General features: G+C 48.2%; 19 protein-coding genes. 6 read left to right on the top strand and 13 right to left on the bottom strand.

Features of this window, described 5'->3' with window-relative positions; all coding sequences use genetic code 11:
• The 4 genes from C504_RS0115795 to C504_RS0115780 are packed head-to-tail and all read right to left on the bottom strand — an operon-like array spanning position 1 to position 4,070.
• Entirely contained in the window at positions 1-1,368 is a 1,368-nt protein-coding gene (locus C504_RS0115795; protein ID WP_018690342.1) for an FAD-dependent oxidoreductase, read from the bottom strand.
• A 40-nt stretch (positions 1,369-1,408) separates the two neighbouring features.
• Positions 1,409-2,221: an ABC transporter permease gene (locus C504_RS0115790; protein WP_018690341.1), complete on the bottom strand. Its 813-nt coding sequence runs from the start codon at positions 2,219-2,221 to the stop codon at positions 1,409-1,411.
• Positions 2,221-3,027, bottom strand: a complete 807-nt coding sequence (locus C504_RS0115785) for an ABC transporter ATP-binding protein (protein ID WP_018690340.1) — start codon at positions 3,025-3,027, stop codon at positions 2,221-2,223. The genes C504_RS0115790 and C504_RS0115785 overlap by 1 nt, the downstream gene beginning before the upstream one ends.
• Positions 3,024-4,070 (bottom strand): ABC transporter substrate-binding protein, encoded by a 1,047-nt coding sequence (locus C504_RS0115780; RefSeq protein WP_018690339.1) that lies wholly within the window; start codon positions 4,068-4,070, stop codon positions 3,024-3,026. The genes C504_RS0115785 and C504_RS0115780 overlap by 4 nt, the downstream gene beginning before the upstream one ends.
• Before the next feature lie 158 nt (positions 4,071-4,228).
• Between C504_RS0115780 and C504_RS0115775 the strand changes: the two genes are divergently transcribed.
• Complete coding sequence (locus C504_RS0115775) at positions 4,229-5,134, top strand: LysR family transcriptional regulator (protein ID WP_018690338.1); 906 nt, start codon at positions 4,229-4,231, stop codon at positions 5,132-5,134.
• Positions 5,135-5,555: 421 nt separating this feature from the next.
• Here the strand turns inward: C504_RS0115775 and C504_RS0115770 are convergent, their stop codons facing one another.
• Both C504_RS0115770 and C504_RS0115765 read right to left on the bottom strand, forming a co-directional pair.
• Complete coding sequence (locus C504_RS0115770; protein WP_026317574.1) at positions 5,556-6,452, bottom strand: MBL fold metallo-hydrolase; 897 nt, start codon at positions 6,450-6,452, stop codon at positions 5,556-5,558.
• A gap of 22 nt (positions 6,453-6,474) precedes the next feature.
• Positions 6,475-7,116 (bottom strand): DsbA family protein, encoded by a 642-nt coding sequence (locus tag C504_RS0115765; protein ID WP_018690336.1) that lies wholly within the window; start codon positions 7,114-7,116, stop codon positions 6,475-6,477.
• Positions 7,117-7,211: 95 nt separating this feature from the next.
• Here C504_RS0115765 and C504_RS0115760 point away from each other — a divergent pair, with 95 nt between their 5' ends.
• Positions 7,212-8,120, top strand: a complete 909-nt coding sequence (locus C504_RS0115760; protein ID WP_026317573.1) for a LysR family transcriptional regulator — start codon at positions 7,212-7,214, stop codon at positions 8,118-8,120.
• Positions 8,121-8,423: 303 nt separating this feature from the next.
• Here the strand turns inward: C504_RS0115760 and C504_RS0115755 are convergent, their stop codons facing one another.
• From C504_RS0115755 to C504_RS0115740, 4 genes are all read right to left on the bottom strand, one after another.
• Complete coding sequence (locus C504_RS0115755) at positions 8,424-9,200, bottom strand: IclR family transcriptional regulator (protein ID WP_018690334.1); 777 nt, start codon at positions 9,198-9,200, stop codon at positions 8,424-8,426.
• 9 nt (positions 9,201-9,209) lie between these two features.
• Positions 9,210-10,568 (bottom strand): TRAP transporter large permease, encoded by a 1,359-nt coding sequence (locus C504_RS0115750; RefSeq protein WP_018690333.1) that lies wholly within the window; start codon positions 10,566-10,568, stop codon positions 9,210-9,212.
• A gap of 2 nt (positions 10,569-10,570) precedes the next feature.
• Complete coding sequence (locus C504_RS0115745; protein ID WP_018690332.1) at positions 10,571-11,236, bottom strand: TRAP transporter small permease; 666 nt, start codon at positions 11,234-11,236, stop codon at positions 10,571-10,573.
• 111 nt (positions 11,237-11,347) lie between these two features.
• Positions 11,348-12,580 (bottom strand): TRAP transporter substrate-binding protein, encoded by a 1,233-nt coding sequence (locus tag C504_RS0115740; protein ID WP_018690331.1) that lies wholly within the window; start codon positions 12,578-12,580, stop codon positions 11,348-11,350.
• A 123-nt stretch (positions 12,581-12,703) separates the two neighbouring features.
• Between C504_RS0115740 and C504_RS0115735 the strand changes: the two genes are divergently transcribed.
• From C504_RS0115735 to pta, 4 genes are all read left to right on the top strand, one after another.
• Entirely contained in the window at positions 12,704-14,320 is a 1,617-nt protein-coding gene (locus tag C504_RS0115735) for a GMC family oxidoreductase (RefSeq protein ID WP_018690330.1), read from the top strand.
• A gap of 48 nt (positions 14,321-14,368) precedes the next feature.
• Positions 14,369-16,150: a sulfoacetaldehyde acetyltransferase gene (gene xsc / locus C504_RS0115730; RefSeq protein WP_018690329.1), complete on the top strand. Its 1,782-nt coding sequence runs from the start codon at positions 14,369-14,371 to the stop codon at positions 16,148-16,150.
• Between the two features lie 64 nt (positions 16,151-16,214).
• Positions 16,215-17,255, top strand: coding sequence for a YeiH family protein (locus tag C504_RS0115725; protein ID WP_018690328.1), 1,041 nt, complete (start codon positions 16,215-16,217; stop codon positions 17,253-17,255).
• Between the two features lie 38 nt (positions 17,256-17,293).
• Positions 17,294-18,325: a phosphate acetyltransferase gene (gene pta, locus C504_RS0115720; protein ID WP_018690327.1), complete on the top strand. Its 1,032-nt coding sequence runs from the start codon at positions 17,294-17,296 to the stop codon at positions 18,323-18,325.
• Between the two features lie 113 nt (positions 18,326-18,438).
• On the opposite strand, the gene C504_RS0115715 is transcribed toward pta, so the two are convergent.
• From C504_RS0115715 to C504_RS0115705, 3 genes are read right to left on the bottom strand one after another with little or no spacing between them, the layout of a single operon-like run.
• Complete coding sequence (locus C504_RS0115715; protein ID WP_018690326.1) at positions 18,439-19,716, bottom strand: TRAP transporter large permease; 1,278 nt, start codon at positions 19,714-19,716, stop codon at positions 18,439-18,441.
• A gap of 12 nt (positions 19,717-19,728) precedes the next feature.
• A complete protein-coding gene (locus tag C504_RS18085; RefSeq protein ID WP_018690325.1) occupies positions 19,729-20,274 on the bottom strand; it encodes a TRAP transporter small permease in 546 nt (181 codons plus the stop codon).
• Between the two features lie 59 nt (positions 20,275-20,333).
• Entirely contained in the window at positions 20,334-21,323 is a 990-nt protein-coding gene (locus C504_RS0115705) for a sialic acid TRAP transporter substrate-binding protein SiaP (RefSeq protein ID WP_018690324.1), read from the bottom strand.
• Positions 21,324-21,345: the final 22 nt, after the last annotated feature.

Here is a 21,345-nt window from a genome sequence, read left to right as displayed (position 1 = left end):
TTATTCGGCTGCGACGGTATCTTCGATCAGCGCATTTGCTGACGGAACATCACCTGGGTCAGCACCCTGTGCGCGCATCTGTTTTTGAATTGCTCGGTGATCAACATCACGAAGAGCTTTGCCTTCTTTGATCGCAATGGAAACCGCGACACCGGCAGCTTCTCCCTGCGCCATACAAGGTGGAATTTCACGAGAGAGTTTTTGCGCATCGCTGTCGACTGAATAATGACGTCCAGCAACAATCAAATTATCAATGCCCTTCGGCAAAAGTGCGCGGTAAGGTGTGTAATAATCGCGCCCACGACAAACTGTGTCTTGGAAATATCGACGTGATTTAACATCATCTTTATTTACCACATACTCCCCTTGCAGAAGGCGTGTCTGGCGAACACCCATTTGCTCCGCAGCACCCAGCATTTTAGCATTCTCAAACCCAGGGATGTTTTTGCGTGCATAATCCAAAAGTTTCATCATACGCTCACGGCCTTCATATTCCGAAGCGACCATGTCTTCCGGTGACAAACCGTCATAGCCAGGCATGTGTGGGCAATTACACCAAACGATACCGGGCAATGGTGTTTTCAGCCACCACATACCCCAAGCACCACCAATGACTCGGCGCGCTTCGCGGTCAATCTTCTTGTACTCTTCAGGATTGTTGTATTCGAACGCTTCGGCCTTAGCTGTATCCACGTCGCATAATCGAAACACCGTCGTCACAATATATTGACCATCAGTATAATCTGCACCGGCAGCAACACCGACATCTAGATCTCCTGTACCATCAACGACCATCTTGGCGCGGATGACTTGGCGCCCAAGTTTGGTTTGCGCTATTACGCCTGTGATCCGACCATTTTCCATCAGTACGTCAGAGAACCATGAATGTGTCCGTAGATTTACTTTAGCATCACGAACCATATCCAAGCTGGCACGTTTCCAAGCGTCTGGATCAAAAGCGACCGCATGAATAATCGGTTGAGGTGAAACTGACTTATGAAAATCGATACAGCCCCAACGGGACCATTTTTGCCACATCTCCCAATTGGTTAGACATTCTTCCTTCGGTGGATACACAGCACCGTCTTGACGTTTCATACGTTCAACAAATTCATCGACAATGCCAGTAGTGACAATCTCGTTACCTTCATTGACCATATCATCCAGCACAAGGACCATACCACCAGATGCCATGCCACCGAGATGGTGATAACGCTCCAGCAAAGTCACATTCATGCCGTTGCGTGCTGCTGAGACGGCTGCTGCGTGGCCAGCTGGCCCCGCACCGACAACAACGACATCACAATCAGCGACTACTGGTAATTCCGCGCCTTCGACGCGCACATGGGTTGTCTGACGTTCTGACATAATTTCCTCCAATAAATTTTAGCGAATGAGGCGCGGTGTCTTACCAGCGCACGACAAGCTTTTCTGTGATGACGACCAGCACGAACATGAGCACTGATAAACCTGATGAAACGAAAACCGTGGCGTAGAGCAGCGGCGATCTAAAATTGAAGGTGCTGTCGATAATCAAAGCACCAAGCCCAACATCGGCACCAATCCACTCACCCACAATCGCGCCTATGACACAGGTAGTTGCTGCAATTTTGAGCGCTGAAAACAAGAACGGTAGCGATGATGGCAGTCGGATTTTCCAGAAAACCTCTGACTTCGATGCCGACAAAATGCGTGTTAATTCCAATGTCTCTGGCCTTACGGCTTGTAGACCTCGAACCATATTTACCAATGTTGGAAAGAAACAAATTAACGCTGCGATGACGATTTTAGCTGTCATGCCGGACCCAAAAATCAAAACTAATATTGGTGCGATTGCCAAAATGGGAATAGTGTTGATGAATACGGCAATAGGAAAGAAAGCACGTTCAACCGTACGGCTGTGAACGAATGCAATAGCTATCAATATCGCAGCAAGATTCCCTACAATGAAGCCACTTACACTTTCTATAAACGTCGGCCAAAAATTACGTGCAAGAAGCGAAAATTCATTGACAAAAGTAAAAGCTACATCGCTCGGCGCTGGTGCAATGTAAGTCGGCACATCGAACAACCGTACACCCAATTGCCAAATGGCGATTAAGCTGATCGCAGTACCCAACGGCACAGCGAAGTTGCTTAAATTTTTATAATTTCGTGATGGTCTATCAGCCACTTCGTTATTTGCATCTGCTGCATTACCGTTTTGAACAATCGCGGTCATTAGCACTCCTCCAGCAATTCACGCAGCCGACTGCAATAAGCAGTGAACTGTGCGGTATCGCGAACCTTAACGGCGCGTGGTTCAGGCAAATCGATATCAACCAGCTCCTTCACACGCCCAGGGTGAGCCTGAAGCATCAATACTTTCTGACCCAAAAATACGGCTTCAGCGATCGAGTGCGTTACAAAAAGGATTGTCGTGCCTGTTTCCTTCCAAATTTCCAGCAACTGTAAATTTAGATGGTCACGTGTCATTTCATCTAGGGCACCAAAAGGTTCATCCATGAGCAATAATTTTGGTTGGCAAACTAATGCACGAGCGATCGCCACACGTTGACGCATACCGCCAGATAATTCATGCGGCAGCGCATTTTCTCTGCCTTCCAATCCAACCAATTTCAGAAGTTCTCGCGGCGTCCGATTACCTTTAGGGATATCAATGCCACGCTTACGTCCAATTTCGAGTGGCAGTTCCACATTTTTCAAAGCCGAACGCCAATTTAACAAAGTTGCATCTTGAAAGACAAAAGCAAACTCTCTTGCAAGACGAGCTTCTTGTGTTGACTTCCCTAGTACAGAAACCTCACCACTTGCCGCTGGTATCAAATCAGATACCAGTCGCAACATAGTCGATTTACCACAACCGGAGGGACCTAGGATTGTCCAAAAGTCCCCTTCCGGTATATCCAGACTGATATCTTGAAGCGCCGTAAAGTTTCCAAATTTGACGGACGCCTCCTTCAATGTGGCGGCCATCATGCTGTTAGGTGTTGATGGATTCAATTCCTGGTTCAACATAGCACTCATCCGAATGTCGGGCGTGTGTCTGCAGTTGCTTCAAGAACGTCCAGCGTCATAATATCATCAACCTCTGGCGTCTCATTCGTAAATTGTTCCAGGCTATCATAAATATCGATCTGGTTTTGCCAGTTTTCCTTTGTCATGGTACCCCAGCCTTTAGCTGCTGTTTTCTCATTGAAGGAATAAGCCAGCACCATCGGTACAGCGATCATCTCGCTCGCCTTATCTAGGTTCGGATAGCGCTCGACGAGCATATCGACAGCCGCTTCGACATTTTCATAAGCCCACCCCCAACCACGAGAAATCGCGCGGATCGCGCCGGCAACTTTGTCGCCGTGCTCAGTAAGCATTTTATCCGTAGTATAATAAGGGTTAGCGTAAAGCTCTATGCCTGTGTCCCACAGGCTCATATCAACGCGTTTATCGCCAAGTACGGATAGCGCTCCTACATTAGTATCCCAACCCGTAGCAACATCGACCTGCCCGGTCATTAGCGGAGACATATCACCACCCATAACTGAGACTTCTACATCGTCTTCAGAAATACCATTTTTAGCCAGAAGTGCTCTGATTAAAATGCGCGCGGTACCCTGCGTAGCGACTTTCTTACCAATCAGATCTTGCGGAACTTTAACATTACCCTTGTCGCTAAGCGAAAAGTAAGTGAATGGGTGTTGCTGGTAACCAGCGGCAATACATTTAATTGGAAGTCCAGCAGAGCGCGCCAACATTAGCGAAGGGCTGGATGAAATTGACCCCAAATTATTGGCACCTGATGCAACAGATGCAACACCATCAATATTTGGACCACCGGCGACAATCTCTAATTCGAGGCCTTCTTCTTCAAAGAAACCACGGCCAGCAGCAACCACTTCACCAAGAACACCATTTGAAGCAAGCCAACCAAGTTGCAATTTAATTTTATAAAGATCTTGAGCGCGACCAGGGACAACTGAGAGCAGCGAACCAGCGCTAGCAAGCCCTGCAGCCGCACCAACCCCCTTTAGAAGGGTTCTGCGTCCTATGGACAAAGCGGGGTCGTTTTTCATGTTACTTACTCCTTTATTGAGGGGGGATTGTCGGAAACAAACGAAACTGAAAACCTCTGATTTGAAGCTAACAATAGAATTTGCAATGCTGATAGTGCTATATGATGCTAACCGTGAGGCATTTTTTGCACCGGCATAAACAATAGGCAGTGATAATCATGCACAGCACATTTCTTAGGTATTTTGATGAGGTTGCGCGTCAGGGTTCGATTAGAAAAGCAGCAGCCGTGCTTAATATGTCATCAACAACGGTCAACAGAAAAATCATCAGCACGGAGAAAGAATTAGGCATAAAACTTTTCCACAGAAATCCTGGCGGCGTGAAGTTGACCAGCGCGGGCAGTATTGTCCTAGAACATTGCCGAAAGACATTGTTCGAGTATGATCGAATGAGTGTCTTAATTGAAGATATTCGTGACATGCGTACGGGGCATATGGAGATTTTATCTCTAGACTCAATTACATTAGGTATACTGCCGCGTGTCCTCAGCCAGTTCTCAAAGAACTACCCGCAGGTTACTTATTCAGTAAAAACGGCACAGCCAGACGATGTGGTAAAGGCCATTGCAAATGGTGATGCGGATATTGGTTTATCATTCTGGTTCGAGGATCAACCAGGAGTTCGTACTCTTACTGAAAAATCTTGCCCAATCGGTGCCGTTATGGTGCGTAATCATGCACTGGCAGAACGCAACAAATTATCTATTGAAGATTTGAAAGGCTACCCGCTGATCCGTACTATTGATGCGCGCGGCGGTCACTCTTTACTCGATCGAATCTTTGATAATCTGGCACCATCACTGGGCACACGTACGTTCACAAACTCTTTGCCGTTAGCCAAAGAGATGATTTTGCAAAATTCTGGCATTGGAATGTATACCAAGCTTGGCTTCTTGGATGAGATAGAAGCTGAGACTGTGCGGTTTATACCGCTTGATATTGCCGAACTAAACAGCTTAAAGATTGCAGTGCTTGTATCATCGAAAGTGAATTTCGCACCAGTAAAGCATCTACTTTGTAACGAAATCGCAAAAACCTTTAGGGCAATTCGAATGGACTCATGACCTGCAATCTATGAAAAAAACACTATTTTTTTAATAGTAGCTAAGTAATGTCAGTAAATGATATTAGAGCCTCTGCTAAAAATTTTGCAATTCACTTAATCATGGAGACTGGCAAAGAAACTTCATGAAGCGCTGTAAAAGTAGCGCCACAGTTCTGTTAACAATTGGTATTGTAAAGTTCTGGTTGCTCACGAAACAGTTTTAATGAGCTCATAATTTTAAAACGAGAAACATTCGCGAACAGAGATCGAGACGCGATTTAACATAAATTACGTATACTTCACCACTTCATGCCACGGTGAATACTGACAACACTTGCGCCTTCGATCACAATATAAAAGGAAAACGCCCTAACAGATTGGCCGTTTTCCTCTTACGTTTACTCAAAGATCGAATGATACCCTAGTCAAAATGGGCTAAACTATCCCCACTTCATTTCGCCAGTTAAAACCTTTGCACCAACACTTAATGCAACGCCCATTCCCAGTTCAGGAAAGCGTGTTGTCATTGCTTCAATTAGTTCTGCTGATGAGTTTGTTTTCTCTAATTCTTCTTCTATGGCTAAAAGATAATCCTTGGTAAATTGCGCGGCTGCAATTCCCAATGGCGCGCCAATCGTCATGTGGCCTGGAATAATAATCTGAGGATTTAGAGCAATTATTGAATCCAGAGTATCAACCCATGCACGTCGCTGTTCTTTAGTTGGCGTATCTGCTGTCCACACATGCGTGCCAGAGAATACCAGTACACCTCCAAACACAGCTTTCAGGTCATCAACCCACAGATAGCGACGATTGGCCAATCCTTCAGAAGGGATAACATCGATTATATGGCCGTCGACGTTGAGCGTTCTGCTGTCATCAATCACAGGAATGATAATGTCACTAACAGATTGCGGGCCATTTTCTCCGAGTTGAGAACTCCAAGTCTCAACTTTCTTTGCAACATTAGCATTGATTGCATCAACTGTTTCTTTTGCCGCAATGATGCGGACATTGGGGAATGCTTCAACAATTGGTCGCAAGCTGAAATAGAAATCAGGATCGCTTTGGCTAACATAGATCGTTGACAACCTAACGCCCATAGCCTTAATTTCATTGGCAACAGCAAGACCATCCTTCAGGGTAAATCCGCCATCAATCAAAACGCCTTCATTCTCGCCGTACACAAAAACCGGTGCACGGTTGAAGCCGTTTTCTCCTGCCGGAAAATGAACCCATTTTAGTCCTTGCGATTCTGCAAATGAAATGTTGGGTGATATTATGGCGGCTAAGCTCGCTGTGCCTGTAAGTTTTAAAATAGTTCTACGATTCATCATTAAGTCCTTATGAGATGAGGGGTTAAGCTAGATCGAGTGAAGTCAGAACAGCATCTGTTCCAGAATAGAGTACGTCTGCGTTTAGAACGCGGTTTTCGCCGCCCGCGCCTGCTATCAGAGCTGGGACCCCTTGCAGATTGAATGTCGACATCATCTGCCGTGCGGTTACGATGCTCTCACGCACCAGTTGTAATAGAGATTTATCAGGCGCCTTAATGCGTGCAGCCGCATTAAGGAGGCCTAGATCTTCAAGAAGCAAAGCGACAACAACAGGTGATGTCACATCCTTGCCATGAACATAGCGTGCCGTTTGGATGGTCACGAGCGCTTCGACAACGCGATCGGGAGTAGTGTTAGCCACCGCAGTGACCGCTTGTGTGGCGACAGTAGAATCGAGCAACGCAACCTCAGATCCCAATACGTCACGACGGTAAAATTCGCTAAATTCTTTTCCACTCAAGGCGGCAATACGCTGATCATTAGCCCATGCTTTTGCTGCAAAGCTTTTGATCGGGCGTGCGCCATTGTATGAAAATAACCCTGTCACCAATGGGTTCAGATTAATCGATGGATGTTGTCCAAGTGCAACTATTGTGTCTGAGGCGCCGTAGCACCACCCACATAGGGGATCAAAAAGGTAATGCAAATTGATTGTCGGGGTCATATATTGTCTCCTTAATCGGAGATATAGAGGCTGGAACAAGTCATGATAAGATAAACGTTTTTGACAAGCTGTATGCTAAAAGCTTACAATCATTCATGTCCAAAGCTCACAATCTAAATAGACTTTCATATTTTGCAGCCGTAGTCGAAACTGGGTCTTTTACCAATGCTGCCGAACGCCTAAGCGTGACTAAAGCTGTAGTCAGTAGTCAGGTGTCACAGCTCGAACAAGAGCTTCAGGCAACGCTTCTGGTTCGCAACACTCGAAAAGTTAGCACAACCGAAGTTGGCAAAATTTTTTACGAGCACTGCGCATCGATTTTAAATGAGGCAGAAGAAGCATTCAGCGCACTTTCGCAACTGACTGAAAACCCAATAGGAACATTGCGAGTTACAGCACCCAATGACTACGGGAAGGCCATAGTTACACCGTTAGTTGCAGCCTTCCGGCGCAACTATCCCGATTGCCAGGTTGAGCTATATTTGGGGGACAATCATAGCGACCTCATGGCTGGGAACCTTGATCTAGCAATACGTGTTGGTTGGCTTCGCGATTCAGGATTACTTGCACGCAAATTGGGAGTATTTAAACAACTTCTAGTCGGCCCTGCGGATAAATTCGCTCTGCTATCTCACATCAAGCATCCCAATGATTTAGTTGGCATCGATTTCATAGCAAACACCGCAATATCAGATCCCTTGCAGTGGCAGTTCAAAACGACTGGCAATAAACGAATATCGGTAAAACTAAAAAGTAATCTATCGATTAATAGCGCGCCTGCGATCAAAGAGGCAGTCAAAAATGGTGCTGGCCTTGCTATACTGCCAGACTATCTTGTTCAAAAAGACCTAATCGAAGGAAAACTAATACAGGTTTTACCAGATTGGCAGCTCCCAGAAGGCGACATCTCCGCGGTCCTCCCTGCATCAAAATTCCGCGCTGGGAAGGTCACTGCCTTTATTGAAATGCTAAGACGTGCAGAAAAAGCGCGTATCGATAGTTGATATAGGAGAATATCAATGAGTTGCATCTAATTCCAGTACAGAAAATTTACTGCCACAGAATAACCGCGAGGCTTGATATTATTATACCTCTAATGAAGTTTGAGCTTCAATTTCCAGCAACGTAAATGGCAAATCATTTCAAGAAATATCCCGCCTCTCATTGCAACCTGCATTTAGAACTGGTGGCCTGCCCCCTTACTTTGGAAGGGGCAACGTAGAATAGAACATCAATTAAAGTGCTCTTTTCTCTATACTTACCAAACGCTTCACCTACAGCACACGATTACTTGTGGGATTAAACAGTTAGACTAACAAAGACGATAAGTGCGCAGCGGCCTGTTTCAGCGCGTCAATATGCTGTAGCGCGCCCTTCATAGACAGACGTTGCACCGGTGCGTGGAAAGAGAGCGTTGATACCAGTCGACCATTTGCTTCGGTGATGGGAACGCCAACGGCGATCATACCATCCATGAACTCTTCCTCATCTATGGAATAGCCTTTTTCGCGCACGCCCTCAATTTCTAGGATTAGCTTATCCGGATTGGTCAAAGTTCGTTTGGTATGTTGTTTTAGTATGGTGGCGTGGACATAATTATCCAAGTGCCGAGGACTGAGCGAGCTAAGATACAGTTTTCCACTTGCGGTACAGTAAAATGGGACTCGCGTTCCAATCGGCAGCTGTATCCGTAAGGGCCACTTTGTTTCAACACGGTCAATATATATCATACCGTCTCGTTCAGGCAGCGCTACATTCAAGGTCTCCCCGATTTCTTCGCCAAGCCTAGTCAATATCGCCAATCGTGCAGTTCGAATACGTAATGACGACAGAATACCAGATGAAAGAGCCCGCATCCGCTGTCCAGGTGAATAGCTGCGTCCGTCTATATCACGTTGGATAAAGCCTTCGGCTTCCAACGTGGCGAACAGTCGATGAATAGTGGGTTTAGGTAAGCCCAGAACTTGGTTGACTTCGGTCGGTGTTATGGGAACACCGACCGAAGCCATTTCTTCAAGAACCATCAATAGACGAAGATTGGTCGGGATGACCCCATCTTCATTGGTATTTCCAGGTTCGATCATTTAAATTCTCTATATTTTCGGCACCAGCACCAGCGCCAATTGCGGTATCAGTGCTACAAGGAACCATGTAGTGAGCAAAGCCACTAAATACGGTAATGTATATTTCAGCAACCGAAAGTATGGAACCCCAGTTACGCCAGATGCGACATAGAGATTCAGACCATAGGGCGGTGTGACAAATCCGATTGACGCGCCGACAAGAAATATCACTGAAAAATGGACTGGATCTATACCCACAGAGGCTGCAATCGGCGCCAAGATTGGAGCGAGAATGATGGTCACCGGAAGCGATTCCAAAACCATGCCTGCAACAAAAACAATCGCCATACTTGTCAATAGAACCGCATAATAGCCGCCCATGCCCGTGACAAAATCGCCAATGATCTGCTGTGCGCCTAGCAATGACAGGTTTTGTTGCATTACCACTGAAACGCCGATCAGTGGAGCGAGAATGCCCGTAATCTGCGCGGACCTCACAACAACTGAAGGAACTTCAGTTAATTTGAAACCTTCAACCACCAGCATATCAGCATAGGTTTTATCCTGAACCGGTGTCTCCGCATCATTTTTCATCATCTTATTCAGCGGATAGCAAATTATACCAACGATCAAACAGAATCCAACGGTCACTGCCGCAGCCTCTGTAGGAGAGAATTTTCCTGTGTAAATGCCCCACAGCACAAGACCAATAGCAAAAAAGCCAAGCCAAGCACCAAAGCCGGTTTTCAAAATGCGATTGATGTTCAGCGGTATGAGGTGTCCCCAACCATTAATGCGGCAGATGATCCAGCAGACGAATTGCATAGCGAACACCATCAACACGCCAGGAACGATACCAGCGATGAACAGATCGGAGATCGACAGGTTCATCAGATAACCATAGACAATAAATATGATCGACGGAGGAATGATGATGCCCACCGTTCCGCCCGCTGCAGCCGTTGCAGCCGAGAACCGTTCGTCATAACCGCCCTTGACCATTTCTGGATGAAGCATCGATCCAATTGTGGCGGTCGTGGCCGAGTTCGAACCTGATATCGCAGCGAACAAACCACAGGCGCCGATCGCGGCCATCGCCAGACCGCCGCGCAGCCAGCCCAGACAAGAATAAGCAAAATCAGACAAGCGTTTGGCGATGCCGGACTTGTTGATTAGATCTCCTGTCAAAATAAATAACGGCATAGCCAAGAGTGCAAAGCCATCGGTAAACACATCTGACAAAGCTGAGCCAATGTTGTCCAGTGACTGCCCCAAAACAAAGGTGGTGCCGACCACCCAATAAGCTATGATCAAAAAGACAGGGACGCCCAGCATGAATAAAAATGTGACGCCCAGTGAAATGATAGTAATTATAGTACTGTCAGCCATGATTAATCCGCTCCGATCACGGTTGGTTTTATCAACACTTCGCCACTGCGAAAGTTGGCAATATCCTCGAACCAGTTTTCCAATACACGCCCAGCCATAAGGATAAAGGCGATGGGAACCGTGATAAGATACCACCACTGCATGAAATTATCGGTGCCCGCCAAAATTTGGAAATTCGCTGCGGAGTTGGCTGTAACGCGTGTCGCGGTGACCACGACGATGACGCAAAAACCAATCCATAAAATCATGTCCAGCGTCAGGCATCCCATCTGCAGCCTACGCGACATCACGCTGCGAAACTCGGCAAAGCCAAGATGCGTACGAAGGCGGATATTGTAAGAACATCCAAACCAAGTCATCACCAAGAACAGGACCGGCGGAAATGTCGTCGACCAAGGTGCTTGAACTGAAAAAACGAACCGCCGGATCACCTCAACAAAGATGATGATAGCAATGGCCAAGTATGTATAGACCATCACGCTGCGTTCAAAATGCCGACTGATCAGCGGGAACTTTTTGTATAGTATCGTTACGATCAAACCGCCTAACACGGTGGCAAATGTGCCGACGACCCATATGCCCTGACTGCTTAACGATTTGCTGATTGTCCAAGAATCGCCGCTGCCTAGAGCAGACAGAATTTCCATGACATCTGACCATAAGGACATTGTCGTCTCCTCCCTGAATTGGCCACCCCGCGTGCGAGAACCCTCTGGCCAATGTGTTTAAAATGCCAACTGCCCCAGATTAGGGGCAGCCAAGTTTTTATCGGTTGCTTGTTAGCCTTTCCACCATCGGCGTGGCTCGACATTCTCCGCTCTCATGTCGGCAGGAATTTCACGCGCAATATTGTAAATCTCTTGGTAGGTGTCGATGCCGCCAGCCCAATTATTAAGACGCTCGCGCCACTGTTCCCACAACTGAGGTTGGAACTCCGGAGAGCACATTTCCTCGGCCATCTTGATCTCGCTGTCCGGCAAGAAGGCGCAACGCACATTGTCCTTCACAAACATCGTTTCTGGCAATTGCGGGTCTGAGAAGCCAACCGTATTGACCAGCGCAGCTTCGTTTGCACCTTGTACGTGAACTTGTGCCCAGTAGGCTGATTCCATGACAGCGTCTTGTAGATATTCTTCAAGACCATTGAAAACCTTGCTCGACATAGATGTATGTTCAGTACCGCAGAAGAATTTCAAATCCACAGATTGCGATACAACCGGTGTCATTCCGGCATAGGCTACAGCAGAGGCCCAAGTTTCCGCACCATCAATCAACCCCTGACGAAGACCGTCGAGAGTTTCCTCCCAAGCAACAGGTACTGGGTTGAGGTTCAGCGCTTCCATCGCGATGCGGCCCAGCTGAGTGCCTGTCACGCGATTTTTGGTGCCAAATAATTGCTCCAATTTGGTTACAGTGGGCTGATCCTCCCATTTCAAACCCAGTTGAAGACCCCGCAATTCGCAATGCGAGAACAGAAACTTCAAGCCGTGCCGTTCTTCCAATGGATCACGTAAGATGCGCTGTGATTCGGGACTATAAAGGAAGTGATATTGCGACGCCCGAGTTGGGAACATGTAAGCATAGTCAAGAACGTTTAGATATGGTGCCGCCCCTGCCGAGTTCTGGGTCGATGCAGCATAGATGTCTACAATTCCCAACTGGGTTTTTTCGACACAGCTCGTCTGACCGCAAATCTGGTTGTCGCCAATAAATTCAATGCGGATTTCGCCATCAGTGCGGGCCTCAAGATCGCGTGCGAACTCCAGTGCTCCCATACGTTCTATTAAAAGGTTACGGGCATTGAAACCAGATGCACCGAACTTGAGTGTGTGCTTGGCTGGCTTTGAAAAACGACGCTCATAAGTCGACTCAGCGGCACGCGCCAGATTGCCGATACTCATCGCGCCGCCAAAGGTTCCGGCGGCCAACAATGTTGAACTCATTCCGTATTGTCCTGCCAGTTTAAACAGATCGCGTCTGCTGATCTGGCTCAGTTTATCTCCAACGCCCATGTGGTTCCTCCCTAAATGGTGATTGCATTATTGATACTTGCAGTCTCATTAATAATCACATATTGAAAGCTACGCAAGGGAAAAGATTCGCCGCTAAAGGCCCTTTTTCAGAAGGAGAATGCGATGGGAATTATTGAGGCAGACTACATAGTCGTGGGCGCAGGCTCTGCTGGATGTGTACTGGCGAATCGCCTGAGCGCCGAACCGTCGGTTAAAGTTGTCCTGCTTGAAGCTGGCGGCCGTGACTGGAACCCTTGGATTCATATCCCTGTCGGTTATTTCAAAACCATCCATAATTCCAATGTCGATTGGTGCTATAAAACTGAACCCGATCCTGGTTTAAACGGACGATCTATCGAATGGCCGCGCGGCAAAGTTTTAGGCGGATCATCCTCACTAAATGGACTTCTATATGTACGCGGACAGGCACAGGACTATGACCGCTGGCGTCAGATGGGCAATACGGGCTGGGGCTGGGATGACGTATTACCACTGTTCAAACGCGCTGAATGTAACGAGCGCGGTGCTGATGAATTTCACGGCGATCAAGGACCGTTGTCCGTATCGAACATGCGCATCCAACGTCCAATCACCGATGCTTGGGTCGCCGCAGCGCAGGCAGCAGGATATAAGTACAACCCCGATTACAACGGCGCCGATCAAGAAGGCGTCGGTTTTTTCCAACTGACCACACGCAAAGGTCGGCGATGCAGCGCGGCCGTGGCCTATCTGAACCCGGTCCGTTCACGCGACAACCTGCAAATAATCACCCATGCGCAGGTCGAAAAGATCGTAATTGAAAACAAACGTGCTGTTGCCGTCACCTACACGGATCGCAATGGAACACTTCAAACCGTAAAAGCCAACAGAGAGATTGTCTTGTCAGGCGGCGCGATCAATTCGCCGCAATTATTGATGTTATCAGGCATCGGCGAGCCTGAACAATTAGCAGAACACGGCATAGAGGTGCAGCAAGATTTACGCGGCGTTGGCAAAGGTTTGCAGGATCATTTACAGGCTAGGCTAGTTTACAAATGCAATGAACCTACGTTGAATGACGAAGTCTCCTCGCTATTGGGGCAAGCCAGAATCGGGTTGAAGTATCTATTATTCAGATCTGGCCCCATGACTATGGCAGCTAGCCTAGCAACAGGTTTTTTAAAAACACGAGAAGAAGTCGAAACGCCCGACATTCAATTTCACGTTCAACCTCTGTCTGCCGAAAACCCAGGCAAGGGAGCTGACAAGTTTTCCGCCTTCACCATGTCGGTCTGTCAATTACGCCCGGAAAGCCGTGGAGAGATCCGCTTGGCCAGCAACGATGCCCGCGCTTATCCGAAGATCATCCCAAATTACTTGTCCACCGAAACCGACTGCCGCACCATCGTCGCTGGTGTGAATATCGCCCGAAGCATTGCTCGTCATGCACCATTAGATAACAAGATTTCAGAGGAATTCCGCCCTCACCCCGATCTCGACATGAACGACTATGACGCAACTCTCGATTGGACGCGCAACAACACCGCCTCGATCTATCACCCGACAGGTACCTGTAAAATGGGTCAGGGCATAGACGCAGTCGTCGACGAACGTTTGCGCGTACACGGCATTCGCGGTTTGCGTGTAGCAGATTGCTCGATCATGCCGGAAATCGTTTCGGGCAACACAAACGCCCCCGCCATAATGATCGGTGAAAAGGCCAGCGATATGATCATCGCCGACCAAAACAATTCGATCTGACAGCATCACCCCCACGACACATCTTTTATTTTCTAGAGGAGACAACCAATGAAGATGACCACCGAAGAGGCCTTTGTTAAGGTTTTACAGATGCACGGTATCGACAATGCCTTTGGCATTATCGGGTCCGCAATGATGCCAATTTCTGATCTGTTCCCAGCCGCAGGCATTAAGTTTTGGGATTGCGCTCATGAAACTTCAGGCGGAATGATCGCTGATGGCTATACCCGCGCCAGCGGAAAAATGAGCATGGCCATTGCGCAAAACGGCCCTGGCATTACAAACTTCGTCACGCCAATCAAAACGGCGTACTGGAACCACACCCCTATGTTGCTGGTGACACCACAAGCCGCCAACAAAACCATCGGACAAGGTGGGTTCCAAGAGATTGAACAGATGAAACTGTTCGAGGACATGGTTTGCTATCAAGAAGAGGTGCGCGACCCTAGCCGTATCGCTGAGGTTTTGAACCGTGTGATTGAGAAGGCATGGCGCGGATCTGCTCCAGCGCAAATCAACATCCCGCGCGATTATTGGACACAAGTAATCGATATCGAGCTTCCCCAGATTATTCGTCTGGAACGCCCCGCTGGCGGTGCGCAGGCTGTAGCCGAAGCTGCAAAATTACTCTCCGAAGCCGAGTTTCCGGTGATATTGAACGGAGCGGGTGTCATTCTAGCAGGTGCGATTGACGCCAGCGCGAAGCTGGCTGAGGCGCTGGATGCTCCCGTAGCGTGTGGTTATCAACACAACGATGCTTTTCCTGGTAGCCATCCGTTAGCTGTTGGCCCACTGGGTTATAACGGTAGCAAGGCCGCGATGGAGTTAATCCAAAAAGCTGACGTTGTGCTAGCCCTTGGCAACCGCTTGAACCCATTTTCAACACTACCGGGCTACGGTATCAATTATTGGCCGAAAAACGCCAAGATCATTCAAGTTGATATCAATTCCGACCGGATTGGCTTGACCAAGAAAGTAGATGTCGCAATTCAAGGCGATGCAAAACGAGTAGCCGAACAACTACTCGAACAACTAAAGGACGGTGCGGGCGACAAAGGTCGCCAAGATCGCAAAGAGTTGATTGCGTTTACTAAATCACGCTGGGCGCAAGAACTCAGCTCAATGGATCATGAGGATGATAACGACGAAGGCATCACATGGAACGAACGCGCGCGAAATCGCCAACCTGACCACTTGTCACCACGTCAAGCTTGGCGCGCGATCATGTCGGCGATGCCTAAAGACGCGATCGTCAGTTCTGATATTGGCAACAACTGTGCAATCGGTAACGCCTATCCGTCATTCGAAGCTGGTCGCAAATATTTAGCACCAGGTCTGTTTGGTCCTTGTGGATATGGCCTACCTGCAATCCTTGGCGCCAAGATCGGTTGTCCAGATGTACCGGTAGTTGGTTTTGCGGGCGACGGCGCGTTCGGCATTTCAATGAACGAGATGACAGCTTGTGGTCGTGGCGACTGGCCACCAATAACCATGATCATCTTCCGCAACTACCAGTGGGGTGCCGAAAAACGCAACACAACCCTGTGGTTCGATGACAATTTTGTTGGCACTGAACTGGACTTGAATGTGAACTATGCAAGGATAGCAGAGGGGTGCGGACTAAAGGGTGTTCAGGTAACAACAATGGAGCAATTGACAGATGTCTTGAGCACCGCCGTTAAGGAGCAGATGAACGACAACGTCACAACCTTCATCGAAGTTGTTCTGAACCAAGAGCTTGGCGAACCTTTCCGCCGTGACGCCATGAAGAAACCGGTAACTGTAGCTGGCATCAACAAATCAGACATGTGCCAACAGCTCATCAATTAACTTAATCAAGGGGGCGGTCCTTTCCGCCCCTTACCTATTTCTAAAGCCGTTGGAGACTTGTTAAATGGCCGGAGCAATTGCCTCGAACCAAAAGCTAAATGCGCGTATTTCTGAGTTCATGGCGAACAATGCGCCGGGATTTTTGGTGTCTGTTATCATTGCTATAACGGCACAATTCCTTTCAGAGCACTATGGTGCACCGGCTATGTTGATGGCCCTACTTTTGGGCATTGCTTTTCATTTTCTCGCTGAAGAGGGTCGTTGCGTGCCGGGTATCGCATTTACTTCGCGTACGGTTTTGCGTATCGGCGTGGCTCTTCTTGGTACGCGCATTAGTGTCGAATTACTCGTTGGGCTCGGTCCAAGTTTAATTGCACTGGTTGTTCTTGGCGTTATCTTAACGATTTTGTTCGCCCTGTTAGCTGCTAAAATGTTAGGGCGAGGCTGGCGGATTGCACTTTTAACCGGAGGCTCCGTGGCAATTTGCGGTGCATCTGCTGCTATGGCAATTGCCGCTGTGCTTCCCAAGAACGAACATTCCGAGCGCAACCTGATCTTTACTGTGCTCAGTGTCACAGTTCTGAGTACCGTGGCGATGATCGCTTACCCGCTCATCACTCAAACACTGCAGTTGGATGAGCTGCAAACTGGTGTGTTTCTTGGCGGCACCATTCACGATGTAGCGCAGGTGGTCGGCGCAGGCTTCTCGGTATCCGAACAAACTGGTGAAACCGCAACATTAGTCAAGCTGATCCGCGTCACCATGTTAGCACCCGTGGTACTGGTATTCTCGTTGGTGATACGCAGCTTTGCCGACGACGCGGCCAATGATGGCGGCAAGCGCCCGCCGCTGATCCCGTTTTTTGTCCTAATGTTCCTGCTACTCGCCGCGATCAATTCTTTTGGCCTGATCCCGGCCATTATGCAGACCGCCCTCAGCGATCTGTCCCGTTGGGCGTTGCTGATCTCGATTGCAGCCGTGGGAATGAAAACGTCGCTCAAAACCATTCTCGATGTTGGCGGGCATGCCATCATACTCATTGTGGCCGAAACAATATTTATCGCAGGATTCATTCTGTTCGGCATCAAGTGGCTGGCTGGATAATCCCCCTTTCCTATTCCTGAAATCGACGGAGCCTTATTATGAAGCCTCTACAAATCCTGTTGGCCAACGCCGCCAAGTCAGATCACAAGATCGCGCTCAGCGAGGGGAGCGATCCACGCGTGATTGAGGCTGCGATCATGGCTCGAAAGCAAAAAGTCGCACGAATTGTGCTCGTGGGAAATGCTGCTGAAATCTGCTGCAAACTAGCCGCAGCCGGTGGCGGTGCGTTAGACGGTATCGAAATTCACGATCCAACAGACACACCCTTAGCCGAACAAATGGCAGGCATTTATCTTGAGTTACGCAAGCACAAGGGCGCAACATCAGAAGCAGCCGCAGCTGCCGTTCAAAACCCTCATGTCTTTGCCGCCTTACTCGTTCGTATGGGACTTGCCGATGGCACTGTCGGAGGAGCCGCGACCCCTACGGCCGAGATTGTGCGCACAGCAATCCAAATCATTGGCACGGCTCCCAATGCGCGATTAGTATCCAGCTTTTTCCTGATGTTGTTCTGCAAGGATCATCACGAAACCAAAGGCGCACATATTTTTGCAGATGCTGGTCTTGTCATTGAACCTAATGCCCGCGAGATGGCCGAAATCGCTTGTGCATCAGCATCATCGCTAAAACAGCTCGTGGGCGATACTCCTCGGGTGGCAATGCTGTCATTCTCCACCCGAGGCAGCGCAAGCCATGTAAAAGTAACAAAGGTTGTAGAGGCCACCCAACTGGTTCGCGAGATGGCTCCAGACATGATCGTAGACGGTGAGATTCAGTTTGACGCTGCTTTTGTGCCTGATGTGGCCAAATCAAAATCCCCAGATTCGCCTCTCGCAGGGGCTGCAAATGTCTTTATCTTCCCCAATTTAGAATCGGGAAACATCGCTTATAAAGTCGCACAGCGCATCGGCGGGGCAGTCGCGATCGGACCAATATTGCAGGGGCTTGCTAAACCCGCCAATGATCTATCGCGCGGGTGCACAGCTGAAGATATTCTACACATCATAGCTGTAACAACAGCACAGGCGGGTCAATTGCGGAGCCATTCTAAAGACCAAGCTTGCCATTAAGCTCGCTACAAGTTCTTTATTCGCCCCTAAGCTCCGCAATATAAGGATAACAGCCTCTTAGTTAAACCAGAGAGATGACGGCATGAGCAACAAAAAGCTCGAAAGTTCATTTTTCAATGATAGAGCACTTCTGGCAACCACAGAGCGATCTGCGGAAAGACCATAATGAGAAATAGGACGGCCAATAGCGGGATCAGAAACGGCATGGTCGCACGCACGCAATCTTCGAATCGCACATTGGCGACCTCAGCGAGTACATAAAGAACCATCCCAATTGGCGGCGTTAAAAGCCCGATCATGAGGTTCAAAACCACTAAAATCCCCAAATGAATTGGATCGATGCCAACAGTGTTTGCAATCGGAATCAGAACAGGAACAAGTATCGTGATTGCCGCAATTGTCTCCATGAACATACCGATGAGCAACACCAATATCATCATCATGAAAAGAACACCCATCTTACTATCTGTGATGCCTAGCATTGCATCGCCTAGAACAACCGCGGCCTGATTCGCAGTTAAAATCCAAGCAAAGATCGCAGCAGCAGCCACAATCATCAAAATCGCAGCAGATGTTTCGATCGTATCCATTGAAACACGCATCAAGTGCTTCCAGTTCAATGTGCGATATATGGCGAGCCCCAGAAACAATGCATAGAACACGGCTGCGACAGCAGCTTCAGTTGGCGTAAATGCACCCGTTGCAATACCGCCCACAATGATAACAGGCGTCAGTAACGGCAAAAATGCCGCGCGAAAAGTGTGCCACAAAGTACACAGCTCGAAACCACCATCTTTGGGATAGTTACGCCGTATGGAATACCACGCAACCATGATCATTAACGCCACCGCCATCACGAGCCCAGGCACAAGTCCAGCAGCGAACAATTCACCAATAGATACAGATGCCATAACCCCGTAAATCACTAGCGGCAATGAAGGTGGAATAATCGGCCCAATGGTCGAAGATGCGGCGGTCACGCCAACGGCAAAATCACTGTCATAACCAGCATCGCGCATTGCCTTGATTTCCACATTACCAAGCCCGCCAGCATCAGCAACGGCAGCACCTGACATGCCTGCAAAAATGACACTTGCGCCAACATTCACATGGCCAAGACCGCCCGGCAGCCAGCCCACAAGAGAACGTGCAAAAGTGAATATCTTAGCGGTGATGCCGCCAGTATTCATCAAGTGGCCTGCGAGGATAAAAAATGGAATTGCAAGCAGCGGAAAACTATCCACGCCAGCAACCATATTATGCAGGACTACAACATCAGGAATGCCTGCGATTAAAACATAGATAAGGGATGCGGCACCGAGCGAGACGGCGACGGGCACCCCCATAATCAGAAACAGAACAAGAAAGACGAAAAGTAATGCAAGAGCCATGATATTTCTTTCTTAGCCGAAATTATCGAGCTTCTCGGCGGCAATGACATGCGCATCGCGGCGAAGTAATTGGATAATTCGAACGAATGCAATCGCCGCCATTAAAAAGCAGGATGCGGTGACCGTGTAATAGATGAGCGATTTCGGAAGCGGCACCGAGGCCATATATTGCGCCTTGGTTTTATAAGCCAATTCCATTCCCAAAAAGCCAAGCCATCCGAAGAAAAATGCTGTAATAAATTCGGCGCTTACCGCAACGGGCTTAATCATCCAGCGTGGTAAAAAAAGATAGAAAAATTCGAGGTAAATATGCGACCCTTTGCGCACACAAGTAATCGAGCCCACAAAACAAAGCAGGACGAGAAAATAGCGTGAAACCTCTTCGGTCCAACCAAGACTATCATTGAGAACGTAGCGCGTAAAAAACTGGGCCGCGACAAGGCCAATCAAAGCAACAAAAATAGCAATCACTGGATAATCCATCCAGCTTATATCCGAGATATCATCCGTTATCTCTAAAACGTCAGGCAATTCAGCCTGCTCTTTTTCAATGTCCATCAACGCCCCTCCCCAATGGACGCGCCCAAGCAATTAAGGGCGCGCCACAAAGTAATAGTTTAATTACTGCCAGTCAGTGCTTGAAGTCTTCCATACAGCTCTGGCGAAAATGGAAGATCGCCAGCGGTAAGAGCTGGTTTAACGGCCGCTATGAAAGGCTCGCGGTCAACTGTGTTCACCGTAATGTTCTTCTCCTCAAACCAAGCCACCAATTCCTTTTCGGCCTGTTCGATTTCATCGCCCGCAGTTTCTGCAGTTTCTATAAGTGCAGTGACGACGGCCGAGCGATCCTCTTCGCTCAAACGTTCCAACACGCTGCTTGTCGTGACGGTCAAAATTGAATTATTGATGTGGCCCGTCAAGTTGATATTGGATTGAACTTCATAGAACTTTTTAGCTTGAATTGTAGTCAGAGGGTTTTCCTGAGCGTCAACAACACCTTGTTGCAAACCAAGATAAACTTCTGAGAATGCCATTGGCGTTGGGTTTGCGCCCAGTGCTTTTGGAAAGAGAACATAGGCTGGCGCATTCGGCACCCGAATTTTCAAGCCCTTCATATCTTCTGGCGTTAAGATCGGTTTATTCGCCGTCACATGGCGAGAGCCATAATAGCTGATCGCGACAATCTCGTTACCGCCTGTTGCTTCTTTATACCCTTGAGCCAGCTCTTTAAAAAGGTCGCTATCTCTGTAGAGTTTCCAATGGTCTAAATCACGCAAAGTGAATGGAAAGTCTGTGATTGAAATTGGACCGTAAGATGTGCCTGCAAAGCCAGCACCTGTATAAATAATATCAACCGTTCCAAGGCTCAAACCTTCGTTGATCGCATCTTCTTTTCCAAGTGCTGACGCTGGAAAAACTTCGACTTTAACACGTCCGTCAGTCGCGCTTTCTATTTGCTCTGCTGCGGCCAACGCTGCCGTATGCAGCGGATGAGACACCTCATAAACATGAGCAAATTTGAGTATATCGGCTGCCCAAGATGCTGATGCTGCAAATGAAACTGCAGCCGTAATGGCTACACCACTAAGTATTTTAGATAACTTCATAAACGTCACTCCCATTAAGTTT

This window comes from Ahrensia kielensis DSM 5890, from assembly GCF_000374465.1.
Classification (GTDB): Bacteria; Pseudomonadota; Alphaproteobacteria; order Rhizobiales; family Rhizobiaceae; genus Ahrensia; species Ahrensia kielensis.
The sequence above is the reverse complement of the archived record's forward strand: the minus strand, read 5'-3'. Positions and strand labels throughout refer to the sequence as shown.

What these genes read in the sequence shown, in the direction of transcription:
- C504_RS0115795 (WP_018690342.1), bottom strand. Translation starts at nt 1,368, where the DNA reads ATGTCAGAACGTCAGACAACCCATGTGCGCGTCGAAGGCGCGGAATTA.
- C504_RS0115790 (WP_018690341.1), bottom strand. Translation starts at nt 2,221, where the DNA reads ATGACCGCGATTGTTCAAAACGGTAATGCAGCAGATGCAAATAACGAA.
- C504_RS0115785 (WP_018690340.1), bottom strand. Translation starts at nt 3,027, where the DNA reads ATGAGTGCTATGTTGAACCAGGAATTGAATCCATCAACACCTAACAGC.
- C504_RS0115780 (WP_018690339.1), bottom strand. Translation starts at nt 4,070, where the DNA reads ATGAAAAACGACCCCGCTTTGTCCATAGGACGCAGAACCCTTCTAAAG.
- C504_RS0115775 (WP_018690338.1), top strand. Translation starts at nt 4,229, where the DNA reads ATGCACAGCACATTTCTTAGGTATTTTGATGAGGTTGCGCGTCAGGGT.
- C504_RS0115770 (WP_026317574.1), bottom strand. Translation starts at nt 6,452, where the DNA reads ATGATGAATCGTAGAACTATTTTAAAACTTACAGGCACAGCGAGCTTA.
- C504_RS0115765 (WP_018690336.1), bottom strand. Translation starts at nt 7,116, where the DNA reads ATGACCCCGACAATCAATTTGCATTACCTTTTTGATCCCCTATGTGGG.
- C504_RS0115760 (WP_026317573.1), top strand. Translation starts at nt 7,212, where the DNA reads ATGTCCAAAGCTCACAATCTAAATAGACTTTCATATTTTGCAGCCGTA.
- C504_RS0115755 (WP_018690334.1), bottom strand. Translation starts at nt 9,200, where the DNA reads ATGATCGAACCTGGAAATACCAATGAAGATGGGGTCATCCCGACCAAT.
- C504_RS0115750 (WP_018690333.1), bottom strand. Translation starts at nt 10,568, where the DNA reads ATGGCTGACAGTACTATAATTACTATCATTTCACTGGGCGTCACATTT.
- C504_RS0115745 (WP_018690332.1), bottom strand. Translation starts at nt 11,236, where the DNA reads ATGTCCTTATGGTCAGATGTCATGGAAATTCTGTCTGCTCTAGGCAGC.
- C504_RS0115740 (WP_018690331.1), bottom strand. Translation starts at nt 12,580, where the DNA reads ATGGGCGTTGGAGATAAACTGAGCCAGATCAGCAGACGCGATCTGTTT.
- C504_RS0115735 (WP_018690330.1), top strand. Translation starts at nt 12,704, where the DNA reads ATGGGAATTATTGAGGCAGACTACATAGTCGTGGGCGCAGGCTCTGCT.
- xsc (WP_018690329.1), top strand. Translation starts at nt 14,369, where the DNA reads ATGAAGATGACCACCGAAGAGGCCTTTGTTAAGGTTTTACAGATGCAC.
- C504_RS0115725 (WP_018690328.1), top strand. Translation starts at nt 16,215, where the DNA reads ATGGCCGGAGCAATTGCCTCGAACCAAAAGCTAAATGCGCGTATTTCT.
- pta (WP_018690327.1), top strand. Translation starts at nt 17,294, where the DNA reads ATGAAGCCTCTACAAATCCTGTTGGCCAACGCCGCCAAGTCAGATCAC.
- C504_RS0115715 (WP_018690326.1), bottom strand. Translation starts at nt 19,716, where the DNA reads ATGGCTCTTGCATTACTTTTCGTCTTTCTTGTTCTGTTTCTGATTATG.
- C504_RS18085 (WP_018690325.1), bottom strand. Translation starts at nt 20,274, where the DNA reads ATGGACATTGAAAAAGAGCAGGCTGAATTGCCTGACGTTTTAGAGATA.
- C504_RS0115705 (WP_018690324.1), bottom strand. Translation starts at nt 21,323, where the DNA reads ATGAAGTTATCTAAAATACTTAGTGGTGTAGCCATTACGGCTGCAGTT.